This is a genomic window from Bacteroides sp. HMSC067B03 (assembly GCF_001811315.1).
Taxonomy (GTDB): domain Bacteria; phylum Bacteroidota; class Bacteroidia; order Bacteroidales; family Bacteroidaceae; genus Bacteroides; species Bacteroides faecis.
On sequence record NZ_KV804364.1, the window covers coordinates 34802 to 47391 of the forward strand.

The 12590-nt window shown below is 46.6% G+C and carries 8 protein-coding genes; 5 read left to right on the forward strand and 3 right to left on the reverse strand.

Features of this window, described 5'->3' with window-relative positions:
* Positions 1–443 precede the first annotated feature (443 nt).
* The 5 genes from HMPREF2794_RS13550 (at position 444) to HMPREF2794_RS13570 (ending at position 8401) form a co-directional block, all read left to right on the forward strand.
* Entirely contained in the window at positions 444–1127 is a 684-nt protein-coding gene (locus HMPREF2794_RS13550) for a hypothetical protein (RefSeq protein ID WP_032836733.1), read from the forward strand.
* A gap of 140 nt (positions 1128–1267) precedes the next feature.
* Complete coding sequence (locus HMPREF2794_RS13555; protein ID WP_070751668.1) at positions 1268–5593, forward strand: CusA/CzcA family heavy metal efflux RND transporter; 4326 nt, start codon at positions 1268–1270, stop codon at positions 5591–5593.
* 34 nt (positions 5594–5627) lie between these two features.
* Positions 5628–6521 carry an efflux RND transporter periplasmic adaptor subunit gene (locus tag HMPREF2794_RS13560; RefSeq protein ID WP_010536587.1) on the forward strand — a complete coding sequence of 298 codons (894 nt, stop codon included), beginning with the start codon at positions 5628–5630 and terminating at the stop codon, positions 6519–6521.
* Positions 6522–6539: 18 nt separating this feature from the next.
* Positions 6540–7601: a sensor histidine kinase gene (locus tag HMPREF2794_RS13565; protein WP_029425284.1), complete on the forward strand. Its 1062-nt coding sequence runs from the start codon at positions 6540–6542 to the stop codon at positions 7599–7601.
* Positions 7598–8401, forward strand: a complete 804-nt coding sequence (locus HMPREF2794_RS13570) for a LytR/AlgR family response regulator transcription factor (RefSeq protein WP_010536584.1) — start codon at positions 7598–7600, stop codon at positions 8399–8401. The genes HMPREF2794_RS13565 and HMPREF2794_RS13570 overlap by 4 nt, the downstream gene beginning before the upstream one ends.
* Before the next feature lie 88 nt (positions 8402–8489).
* On the opposite strand, the gene HMPREF2794_RS13575 is transcribed toward HMPREF2794_RS13570, so the two are convergent.
* From HMPREF2794_RS13575 to HMPREF2794_RS13585, 3 genes are all read right to left on the reverse strand, one after another.
* Complete coding sequence (locus tag HMPREF2794_RS13575; protein ID WP_070751669.1) at positions 8490–10829, reverse strand: GH92 family glycosyl hydrolase; 2340 nt, start codon at positions 10827–10829, stop codon at positions 8490–8492.
* 11 nt (positions 10830–10840) lie between these two features.
* On the reverse strand, positions 10841–11635 hold the full coding sequence (locus HMPREF2794_RS13580) for a basic secretory family protein (RefSeq protein WP_010536582.1): 795 nt from the start codon (positions 11633–11635) through the stop codon (positions 10841–10843).
* 29 nt (positions 11636–11664) lie between these two features.
* Positions 11665–12590 (reverse strand): glycoside hydrolase family 92 protein (locus HMPREF2794_RS13585; protein ID WP_139147253.1); only part of this gene is annotated, 926 nt, incomplete at its 5' end.

Sequence of the window (12590 nt, forward strand, 5' to 3'; positions counted from 1 at the left end):
GAAATAGCAACGTTTGTCATTCTGCGAATATAGTTTACGTATTTCATTATTTCAAAGAGTAATCCTAACCAGATTAAATATGGAGGTAGCAGACTGAAGAACCGCTTGTGAAAGTAGTTCTTCCGGTCTGTCTCCCAAGAGGATGCCATATTACCCCATGGCATCCTCTTTTATTATTTATTGACATATATTGTTTCAAACAGTTTCAAATGCTTGAAACACTTTGTTTCACGCCGAGAAACACTTTGTTTCATTACTTGGAACACTTTGTTTCAAGGCATGAAACACTCTGTTTCAACGGTTGAAACTGATGGCGGAACTACTTCTTCCTGATACCGGATGTACTTCCTCTCCCTTTTCATCTTATTAACATTTTATCAGTAGGGAGATTCTAAATGTCCCGTGTCTTTATCTGCGAATAAGCAACTCATATTTTATAAACGATGAAAACAACAACACTCTTATTTATTTGCTTGTTGCTTACAGTCGGCGGACAAGCACAGGAAGCGGAAAAAAGACCTGTATGGAAAGTGGAACTTGCCGGTGCACTGAACAATTACTCGGCGTGGGAAGTGGAGCCGACCATCACTTACCTGCCTATCCCCTATGCAGGCATCACTATGGGGTTCCTTTTCTGCAACACCATAGAAGACGAAAGCTATTCGGGCGTATCCAAAGACCAGAGATGGAGATGGAGTTCAGATGACGACAGCCCGCTCTGCCATCACTTTGCATTGCGTCCCGCCATCCAGTTGGCTACCCCCGCCCTCAAACTGGGAAAAGATAAGGATATGGGACTTTCCTTCATCCTCTCTCCGGGGCTGACTATCCCGCTATCCGTCAACCAGCGGTTGAACATCAGCTACTATCCCAACGTCTCCGGCATATGGAGTTCGCAAAGATTCGACCAGGTCAAGAACCGGGGAGGAAGAGCGATATTCTATCACATCAAAGGCATGTTTACCCTCGACTTGGGCGAACAATACACGCTTTCGGCAGGATACACTTTTTCCGACTTCGACATGTATAGCGGTGGACGCAACATGGTAGTGGAAGGGAAGAAACTGACCATGCCTGCGTTCCGCTTTATGCATTCGTTCTTTGTGAGTCTCGGATACAGATTTTAAAATGAATCAAGAATCCCAAACCATTCAAACCGCAATTTAGTCACTTCACCTCGCAATCTTTCCGCTTCATTCATTCCCGATAACCACGAATGAAGATAGTCCTTAGTTTTGTAGCATGAAATAATAACACCCAGATAATCATGTTTACAGCTATTGTACGTTTTTCAATCAAGAAGAAACTGTTTGTAGGACTCACTACCCTCTTCTTGTTTATCGGAGGTATCTACGCAATGCTGACATTGCCCATCGACGCCGTGCCCGATATAACCAACAATCAGGTGCAGATTGTAACCGTATCTCCCACCCTTGCGCCACAAGAGATAGAGCAGCTCATCACCATGCCTATCGAGATAGCGATGAGCAATATAATGAATGTTGAGAATATCCGTTCTGTCAGCCGCTTCGGTTTATCCGTAGTAACGGTTGTTTTCAAAGAGAGTGTTCCTACGCTCGATGCCCGGCAACTCATCAACGAACAGATACAAACCGTATCCGGAGAAATCCCGCCCGAACTGGGAACACCGGAAATGATGCCCATCACCACCGGACTGGGAGAGATTTACCAGTATATATTGAAGGTAGCTCCCGGTTACGAAAAGAAGTATGACGCAATGGAGCTCCGCACCATTCAAGACTGGATGGTAAAGCGCCAGCTGTCCGGCATTCCGGGCATTGTAGAAATCAACAGTTTCGGCGGCTATCTGAAACAATATGAAGTAGCTGTCGATCCGGATGCTCTTTTTTCATTGAATATCACCATTGGTGAAGTATTCGAAGCCCTCAGCAGCAACAACCAGAATACAGGCGGAAGTTACATTGAAAAAATGAAGAACGCCTATTATATCCGTTCGGAAGGTATGATTACCGATATCAAAGACATCGAACAAATTGTGGTAGCCAACAGAAACGGGATTCCTGTACATATCAGTGACGTAGGAGTCGTCCGGTTTGGCGCTCCCAAGCGCTTCGGAGCTATGACAATGGACGGTGAAGGCGAATGTGTAGGAGGAATCGCCATGATGCTGAAAGGCGCTAACGCCAATGTAGTGACACAAGAGCTTGAAAAGCGGGTAGAGAAAATACAGCATCTGTTGCCCGAAGGAGTCAGCATCGAGCCCTATCTGAACCGTTCGGAACTGGTGAACCGGAATATTTCAACCGTTGTCAACAATCTGATTGAAGGAGCAATCATCGTCTTTCTGGTTCTTATCCTCTTCCTCGGAAATATACGTGCCGGACTGATCGTCGCATCCGTCATCCCACTCGCCATGCTGTTCGCCTTTATCATGATGCGCATCTTCAATGTCACTGCCAATCTGATGAGCCTCGGCGCCATCGACTTCGGTATTGTGGTAGACGGCTCTATTGTCATACTGGAAGGCATCCTCGCCCACATTTACGGAAAACAATTCCGTGGACGGACGCTGAGCCGCGAGGAAATGGACCGGGAAGTGGAAAAAGGAGCTTCCGGAGTAGTCCGCTCAGCTACTTTTGCCGTACTGATTATCCTGATCGTCTTCTTCCCTATTCTCACGTTGAACGGAATCGAAGGAAAATACTTCACTCCGATGGCCAAAACTCTGGTCTTTTGTATCATCGGAGCATTAATCCTGTCGCTGACCTATGTGCCTATGATGGCATCGCTCTTCCTGAAACACCATATTGTAGTGAAACCGACACTGGCCGACCGCTTCTTCGAAAAGCTGAACAAAGTATACCAGCACGGCCTGCGCTTCTGCCTGCATTACAAATGGCGTACCGTCATCGTAGCCTTTACCGCACTGATAGGTTCCCTGTTTCTTTTCACCCGGCTGGGTGCGGAGTTCATCCCGACATTGGATGAAGGAGATTTTGCCATGCAGATGACATTGCCTGCCGGCAGTTCGCTGACTGAAAGCATAGAAGTTTCCCGGTTGGCAGAAAAGACACTCATGGACAAGTTTCCCGAAATAAAACACGTCGTTGCCAAAATCGGGACAGCCGAAGTTCCTACCGACCCGATGGCGGTAGAAGATGCCGATGTGATGATTATCATGAAGCCTTTTAAGGAATGGACGAGCGCAGAAAGCCGTGCAGAAATGGTAGAAAAGATGAAGGAAGCACTGGAACCGCTTGCCGAACGCGCCGAATTTAACTTCTCACAACCTATACAACTCCGCTTCAACGAGCTGATGACAGGAGCGAAAGCAGATATTGCCGTCAAGCTGTACGGTGAAGACACCCACGAACTCTATGAAAGGGCAAAAGAAGCTGCCGCCTATGTAGAAAAAGTTCCGGGAGCAGCAGACGTAATTGTAGAACAAACGATGGGACTTCCGCAACTGGTTGTCAAATACAATCGCAGCAAGATAGCACGTTACGGAATCAATATCGAAGAACTCAACACGATCATCCGGACAGCGTATGCCGGAGAGTCGAGCGGTGTTGTCTTTGAAAACGAACGGAGATTTGACTTGGTAGTCCGCCTCGACCAAGAGAAAGTGGCAGATTTGAATCTCGACAAACTGTTTGTACGCACTTCGGAAGGAATCCAAATCCCCGTTGGCGAAGTAGCCAGCATCGATCTCGTCAGCGGCCCGCTCCAAATCAACAGGGATGCGACCAAACGACGCATTGTCATCGGTGTCAATGTACGTGATGCGGATATTCAGCAAGTCGTTGCCAATATTCAAAAGACACTGGATAAGAACATCAAGCTAAAACCGGGATACTACTTCGAATATGGCGGTCAGTTCGAAAACCTGCAGAATGCAATCAATACCTTGATGATTGTCATTCCGGTAGCATTGATGCTCATTCTGCTGATATTGTTCTTCGCCTTCAAGAACATCACCTATACGCTGATGGTGTTCTCCACTGTTCCGCTATCACTTATCGGTGGCATCATCGCACTATGGCTACGAGGACTCCCCTTCAGCATATCGGCAGGCGTAGGCTTCATTGCCTTGTTTGGCGTCGCAGTGCTGAATGGTATTCTCATGGTAAATCATTTTAATGAACTTCGTAAGCAAAACACCTATTCTATGACTACGAACCGAATCATAACCCGGGGAACCCCGCATCTGCTTCGTCCGGTATTCCTCACCGGACTAGTGGCATCGTTGGGCTTTGTCCCAATGGCTATCGCAACATCAGCCGGTGCCGAAGTACAACGACCGTTAGCAACAGTCGTCATCGGCGGACTAATCATTTCTACCATACTGACTTTGCTCATCATTCCGGTATTCTACAGGATTGTCCATTCATTTGCTACACTGAGACGTCCGGGAAGCAAGTTTCATCTGCCGTTTTTCATCCTGCTGCCTATGTGCCTGCTGATTCCCTTTGATGCCTCCTCACAACCGGCAAAAGCCATCAGTCTGGAACAGGCTATCGGAATAGCCAAGCAAAACCATCCCCGCCTGCAAATAGCCGCTAACGCCATCCGACAGGCCAAAGCGACACGCGGAGAGATTGTAGAAGCTGCTCCCACCTCTTTCAACTATTCGTGGGGACAACTCAACGGAGAAAACAAAAAAGACAAAGAACTCTCTTTCGAGCAGAGCCTGGGTTCACTCCTTACACCTTTCTACAAAAATGCGTTAGTCAACCGGCAGATAAAAACAAATACCTACTACCGCCAAATGGTAGAAAAAGAAGTGACGGCAGAAGTAAAACGGGCATGGGCCTACTATCAATACGCCGCCAACCTCTGCTCCATGTATCGCGACCAAGACAAAATGGCTAAAGAATTACAGCGCATCGGGGAATTGCGTTACCAGCAGGGAGAGATCACCCTACTCGAAAAAAATATGATGACAACCATGGCCGCCGACCTTCACAATCGCTGGTTTCAGGCACAGGAAGAAGAAAAAATGGCCTTGGCACGCTTTCAGTGGAGTTGCTATTCGGACCTCCCAGTCATGCCCGAGGATTCGACTTTGTCTCTCTTCTACACCGGAACGACAGACGGAAGCTTGTCCGAAGCACATACCCGCTATTTTCAGAGTCAGGCAGATGAAGCCAAAGCAACGCTCCATGTAGAACAAAGTCACTTCTTTCCGGAACTCAGTATAGGATATGCCCGCCAAGACATTCTCCCGTTAAAGAACCTGAATGCCTGGATGGTAGGAGTATCCTTCCCGATCTACTTCTTGCCGCAAAGGAGCAAAGTGAAGCAAGCGCGCCTGGCCGCTACTTCAGCACAGATCCAAGCCGACTCCAACATTCGGGAACTACGAAACAAGGTGCTCGAACTGGAAGCTTCTCTCCGCAGATATAATGAGAGTTTACGCTATTACACCTCTTCTGCACTGAAAGAAGCGGACGAACTGACCAAAGCTGCCAACTTGCAGTTGCAGCAAAGCGAGACGGGTATTGCCGAATATATTCAGTCGATTGCAACCGCAAGGGATATCCGCCGCGGTTACATCGAAACAGTCTATCAATACAACATTGCCGCACTGGAATATGAACTCTTCAAATAAACGAATGTATATCCCAATTATAAAAAAACAGCATATGAAAAAGATATTTTATCCTGTCCTTCTGCTCGCTCTGACAGCATGCAAAGGAAATCAGCAAACGACGGATACTGAAAGCGTCACAGTCCCTGTCTCCGAAGTTGCAGCCGACACGACCGCACAACCGGAAGTAGACGCCATTACTTCCGCAACTTCAAAGCCCAACCAAGTTTCATTCAACGGGCGGATTGTCCTCCCGCCTCAACGTCAGGCAACCATCGCTCTGACTATGGGAGGAGTAGTGAAGAATACCTCACTACTTCCGGGACAATATGTATCCAAAAACGCAGTTATCGCCACATTAGAGAATCCGGAATTTATCACCTTGCAGCAAACGTATCTGGACAGCCACGCACAAACCGAATACCTTCAGGCCGAATTCGAACGTCAGAAGAACCTTTCTGCCGAACAAGCAGCCTCACAAAAGAAATACCAGCAAAGCAAAGCGGATTATCTCTCCATGAAAAGCCGTCAGGACGCTGCTGCCGCCCAGCTTTCACTCTTAGGCATCAGCCCGGAGACATTGCTTAAAGACGGAATACAGCCTCTGCTGGAAGTAAGGACTCCTATCAGCGGCTATGCTGCCAACGTGGCCATGAATGTCGGGAAATATATCAATCCCGGAGAAGCGCTCTGCGAAATCATCGATAAAAGTACCCCGATACTCTGCCTGACTACGTATGAAAAAGATCTTGCAGATATGCAGACAGGCAGTCCGGTACAGTTCCGAGTCAACGGAATGGGCAAACAGACATTCCATGGCACAGTAGTCTCCATCGGACAAAAAGTGGACGAAACCAATCGTTCACTCGAAGTCTATGCTTCCATCAAAGAGACGAATCCGCAATTCCGACCGGGAATGTATGTCACCGCACACATCCAGAAGCATTAAATTAATTATCTTTGCAGCATGATACTGAAAGCAATAAAAAAAGATAAGTACTTCCTTTTCACAGTCATCATTTCTTTAATGGTGGCTGTGCTCATCCATTTCCCGGAGTCAGTATCGCTCTTCGACCGTTTTGAGAGCCATACGCTTTTTCCCGGAATGCAGTTTATGGACGTAGCCAATGAAATCTTTTTCACCTTCCTTTCGCTGCTGATTCTTTTCGCCGTCAACACACGTCTGTTCCACTTCAACCAGGCTACCATCAAAATTACGGGAACTAAAATAGTCCTTTCCTTTGTCCTGACCTGGATTCTCAGCAACCTGCTGGGACAAGTTTTCGTATTCCTTCACAAGTCTTTCGACATACCGGCTATCGATGCAATGGTACATCACTACCTGCATCCTTTGCGCGACTTCATCATAGCTTGCCTCGTCACCAGTAGCTGCTATATCATCTATCTCGTCCGCCGCCAGCAATCCGTGCTTGTCGAAAATGAGCAACTGCAAGCCGAGAATATCCGCAATCAATACGAGGTGCTGAAAAACCAGCTCAACCCACATATGTTATTCAATTCTCTGAATACATTGCGTTCGCTGGTACGAGAGAATCAAGATAAAGCACAGGATTATATTCAGGAACTTTCCCGCGTACTACGCTATACCCTGCAGGATAACGAATCGCAGAGTGTCACCCTCCGGGAAGAACTGGAGTTTGCATCCGCTTACATATTCTTATTGAAAATGCGTTATGAAAACAATCTACAATTCGACATACAGACAGACAAGGCTCTCGAAGAATACCGGGTGCCGCCAATGTCGATACAAATGCTGATAGAGAATGCTGTCAAACATAACGAAATCAGTAATCGCAAACCGCTTACAATCCATATTACGACAAACAAGAAAGAAGAAAAGCTTTCCGTCAGCAATGCCATCCAACCGAAATGGACTGCGACTCCGGGCACAGGCATCGGCCTGGTCAATCTTGCTAAACGCTATCGGCTTCTATTTAAACAAGATATACAAATCACGGAGGATGAGGAATTTACCGTATGTATCCCCCTTATTGATGAAAAGCAATGAAAACAGTCATTATAGAAGATGAAAAGGCTGCTGTACGCAACCTGACTTCGTTACTTTACGAAGTCAAACCGGAGGCAGAGATTGATGCTGTGCTCGACAGCATCGGTTCCACAATCGAGTGGTTCGGTTCCCATCCGATGCCCGATCTGGTGTTTATGGACATTCATCTGGCAGACGGGTCTGCCTTCGAAATCTTTGAGCATATAAGTATCACATGCCCTATCATTTTCACTACTGCTTATGACGAATATGCTTTACGTGCCTTTAAGGTGAACAGCATCGATTATCTTTTAAAACCTATCGGAAAGGAAGATATTGAGCACTCCTTCGAAAAGCTGAATAGCCTGAACGCCTCCGGTAGTTCTTCTGTCGGAAAGCAGTCTTCACAAGACATGGAATGGCTGCAACTGATCCATTCACTGAAAAAACAAGAAAACTACAAAACCCATTTTCTTATTCCGCTCAAAGGGGATAAACTGTTACCGGTCTCAGTAGATATGATTCAATTATTCTACATCAAAGATTGCCAGGTAAAGGCTGTCCTGACCGATGGGACGGAACACTACTTTCCACAAACTTTAGACGAACTGGCTGAATGCCTCAACCCGGCTCTTTTCTTTCGTGCCAACCGCCAATATCTGATTTCAAGGGAAGCTATCAAAGATATTGATTTATGGTTCAACAGCCGGTTGTCCATCAATTTACGCTATCCCAGTATTTCTGAAAAGATATTGGTGAGCAAGGCACGGGTGACAGAGTTTAAAGAATGGTTCGCGAGGAAGAAGTGCAATAAGCAGTAACTCCCGTTCTTTGGCAATTCTTGATAAATAACGGTGTGTGCAAAAGATTTGTTATTATTCTATCAACCCTTTTACACACACCAGTCATTTATTGACCAATTACATGAGAATATTTCACAGTCTTTCCCGGTGAAGAAATAGAAGGAGCTACCGCCTCATCCGACACCGCCCGTTTGTAATTAGGCTTGCTGCTCATGACAAAACGGAGTTTTACTCCATCACGAATATCATCATACGTCAGATAAGACTTATCGTACTTCTTGCCATTGACATACAGTTCTTTCACATACAGGTTCTCCGGCGACCAATGATCCGCTGTCATCTCAATGTTTTTTCCATTGCTCATCCGGACGGTGATAGCCTCTGCACAAGGCGAACCGATATTATAAATATTACTGGACGGAGCAATCGGATAGAAACCGATACAGTTGAACATATACCATGCCGACATTTGTCCGCAATCGTCATTGCCACTCAAAGCATCCGGTGTGTTTCCATAGAAACGGTCCACGATGGTGCGTATCCATTTCTGGCATTTCCAAGGTTCTTTCAGGTAATTGTAAAGGTAAGCGACATGATGGCAAGGCTCATTTCCATGCCAATAGGCACCGATACGTCCCTGAATATCATGCGCACCGGGAATATCATCCGGCAGTTCTACCGTGAAAAGCTCATCCAGCCGCTTGCGGAACAGTTCCTTACTGGCTTCATTGATATATCCTTGCACGTCTTGCGGCACATACCAGGTATATTGCATGGTGAACCCTTCTGTAATGTCTCCCCAGCCATGTACCGATCCCGGACCCTGATAGGCAACCGGAGTAAACGGGGTGCGCCAGTCTCCTTTACTGTCGCGTCCGCGCATATATTTCGTTTCGGGATCAATCAATGTCTGATAAGACAAGGCACGGTTGAGGAAATAATGGTAATCGTCTTCTTTGCCTAATTTCCTGGCTGCCTGTGCGATGCAATAATCATCATAAGCATACTCCAGCGTTTTAGAAACGGACTCGGCCTCCTTGTCGAAAGGTACATATCCCATAGCACGATACTCCGGCAGACAGTCGTAGTTCGGATTCATCGCTGTGGTCTTCATCGCTTCGTAGGCACGCTCATAATCGAAGCCTTTCACCTCTTTCACAATCATGTCTGCCAACACCGAAACGGCATGATAGCCAATCATACACCAAGTTTCATTGCCGTAGAAAGACCAGACAGGAAGCATCTTCTCCACACTCTTGTCATAATGAGCCAACATAGAATTCGCAATGTCCGCATTCACCTCTTGCTGAACCAGGTTAAACCAAGGGTGCAGAGCCCTATACGTATCCCAAAGGGAAAACACCGTATAGTTCGTGAAGCCTTCCGCCTTTTCTATGTTCTTGTCCAAGCCACGGAATTGTCCGTCCGAATCCTGAAAGATAAAAGGATGCAGGGCTGCATGATAGGCGGAAGTATAAAACGTTTCCTTTGTCTTTCGGTCAGCAGTCAACGTATATTTTCCGAGTTCCTTTTCCCAGAGTGCTTCCCCTTTCGCCTTCAACTCGTTGAAAGTCAATCCGTCGAGTTCCTTCATATTATTCCGGGCGCCATCTGTGCTGACTGCCGAAACAGCAGTTTTCACAATCACCTCTTCCCCTGCCTTCGTATCAAAAGAGAGACAAGCCATCAGATTCTTTCCCCAGGCTTCGTAAGAGCTGCGGAACCGGGAAGTATTATAAATCACCGGCTTCTTGTCCTGCATAAAGCGCAGTCCGGTCAGTTTCTTTGAGAAAGTAGCTGTCAGGTATACATGGCGTTCCGGTCCCCACCCTTTCACCAGTTTGTAGCCGGTGATAGTCGAATCGTTTATCATACGCAGATTGGACCATTCGCAGGATTGCCACAACGTATGATTCATGTCAATCATGATGAATGCACTGTCCGACTCAGGATAAGTAAAGCGAAACATACCGCTGCGCACACCGGAAGTCATTTCGGCCTTCACTCCATAGTCTGCCAGTTCCACAGCATAATAATTGGGGGAAGCCCACTCTTTATCATGCGAGTAACGCGAACGGTAGCCTTTATCGGGGTCTTCGTGCGTACCAGGTTCCAGTTTCATTTCCCCCGTTCCCGGTATAAACAGAAAATCGCCTAAGTCCGGAATCCCCGTTCCGCTCAAATGCGTCAGACTAAATCCCATCAGCGTCAGATGGTTGTATTTGTATCCGGAAGCTGCATCGTAGAAACGGCTGTCCGTATCGGGACTCATCTGGATTCCTCCGAAAGGAATCTGTGCACCGGGATAGACATTTCCGTAACCATCCGTACCGACAAACGGATTCACATAGTCCGTCAGCTTTTCAGTTTGAGCCATGCCCGGCAAGATACTCACCAGACACGACCAAACCAAAAACAATCTTTTTCTTCCTACTTTATTAACCATATCTATTCACATTATACCTGTATATCACCTACGGCAACCTGATATTCATGCCATAATTCGTCTATACTATATTCTTTTCCTAAGATATGCTTGATGGCTCCGTCAAACGACCAGGGAATCACTTCCAGTGTACTCCGGTTGAATTTACGTAAAAATTCGGGGTCTTTGTTGTCGCGCAGCCAAACAAAGAAATAGCCTGCCGTGCGATAGCCATCCATATAGTTTCCTCCTTTCGGACGTGCATTCGGTCCGTCGAATCCACCGTTAGCCACACGTACGGCATCTGCCATTCCTTCAATAAATGCCCAGAATACGCGGTTGGTTCCGTAAGAGCCGATTCCCTGTGGTTCCAGCTGGTACGCGTGAGTCAGTTCATGCAGCAGTACACCACGTGTTTCAAAGAACAACTTGGCTGTATCGTTTTCAGCAAATGACTTTTCAATGTGACGAGTACTGTAGAAGATCGTAACATCTCCATTACCACCACCTTTGGCAGAAATACCTTCGATGTCTTCGAGTGTATAATGTATCTTGCTCACCGGAGTGATGCTGTCTTCCGGCGAATTGTAAAGAGTGGCCAATACAGTACGGGCCTGCTCCTTGATATAAGACTCCGCATCCGGAATAATCCGGTGATAAATGTCCGAACCTTTCGTTTCCGGAGCTTTATCTTCAAACAAGATCGTTCCTACATTGTAGCTTTTCCATACGTCCGGTTTGGATTCTGCCTGCTTCTTCGCACTTGCCGCACAAGCTCCCATGCCCACTATCAGGCCAATTGCATATACCAAATGTCTCTTTTTCATATTCTTTTCTTGATTATTTATTGATGCTGTTAATTGATTCCGTTCGTTAATGAGTAAGGTTTGTCCTCAGCTGATAATCCCCGACGTTTATTCGGCGATGACGCCATTTTAAATTCCAGTACGCCTCCTTTCAGGATATCCGCGTGTGTGATGTACATTTTATCATAAGATACTCCATTCAGTTTCAGCGACTGCACATAACGTTTCTTGTCGCTGACACCGGGTGCCTTGATCTCTAATGTTTTCCCATTGGGAAGCTTCAATTTGACATAGGGCAGATAAGGTGCACCCAGCACGTACTGATCTGTGCCCGGACAAACCGGATAAAAACCCATGACAGAGAATAGATACCATGCCGACATCTGTCCGCAATCATCATTTCCTCCCAGTCCATTGATGTCATTCTTGTACATCTTGTTCAGAATCTCACGCAGCCAATACTGCGTCTTCCACGGTTGCGAAGTCCATGCGTACAAATAAGGAACATGATGGCTCGGCTCATTGCCATGCACATATCCGCCCACCAGGCATTCTTCCGTAATATCCTCATTATGTTCATAATACTTCTCCGGCAGATGCATGGAGAAGAGTTCGTCCAGCTTCTGCACGAATGTCTTTTCTCCTCCCATCAGATCTATCATACCAAACACATCATGCGGTACGTGGAAGGAGAAGTTCCATGAATTACCTTCGATAAAGCCTTCACCATAAGTTTGCAACACATCGAACTCTTTTTTGAATGTACCATCACTATAGCGGGGACGGGCAAAGCCGATACTTGTATCATAGATATTACGGTAGTTCAGAGCACGCTTCCGATACGTTTCGGCCAGTTCTTTATTACCCGCATTCAATGCCGTCTGATAAATAGTCCAGTCGTCATAGGCATATTCCAGCGTGGAAGAAGCCGCCGTACCGCTCTTGTCCAAGGGGATATAGCCCAGCTTCATATAAT

Excerpts from the sequence above, each read along its gene's own strand:
- HMPREF2794_RS13550 (WP_032836733.1), top strand. The coding sequence starts at position 444 with ATGAAAACAACAACACTCTTATTTATTTGCTTGTTGCTTACAGTCGGC.
- HMPREF2794_RS13555 (WP_070751668.1), top strand. The coding sequence starts at position 1,268 with ATGTTTACAGCTATTGTACGTTTTTCAATCAAGAAGAAACTGTTTGTA.
- HMPREF2794_RS13560 (WP_010536587.1), top strand. The coding sequence starts at position 5,628 with ATGAAAAAGATATTTTATCCTGTCCTTCTGCTCGCTCTGACAGCATGC.
- HMPREF2794_RS13565 (WP_029425284.1), top strand. The coding sequence starts at position 6,540 with ATGATACTGAAAGCAATAAAAAAAGATAAGTACTTCCTTTTCACAGTC.
- HMPREF2794_RS13570 (WP_010536584.1), top strand. The coding sequence starts at position 7,598 with ATGAAAACAGTCATTATAGAAGATGAAAAGGCTGCTGTACGCAACCTG.
- HMPREF2794_RS13575 (WP_070751669.1), bottom strand. The coding sequence starts at position 10,829 with ATGGTTAATAAAGTAGGAAGAAAAAGATTGTTTTTGGTTTGGTCGTGT.
- HMPREF2794_RS13580 (WP_010536582.1), bottom strand. The coding sequence starts at position 11,635 with ATGAAAAAGAGACATTTGGTATATGCAATTGGCCTGATAGTGGGCATG.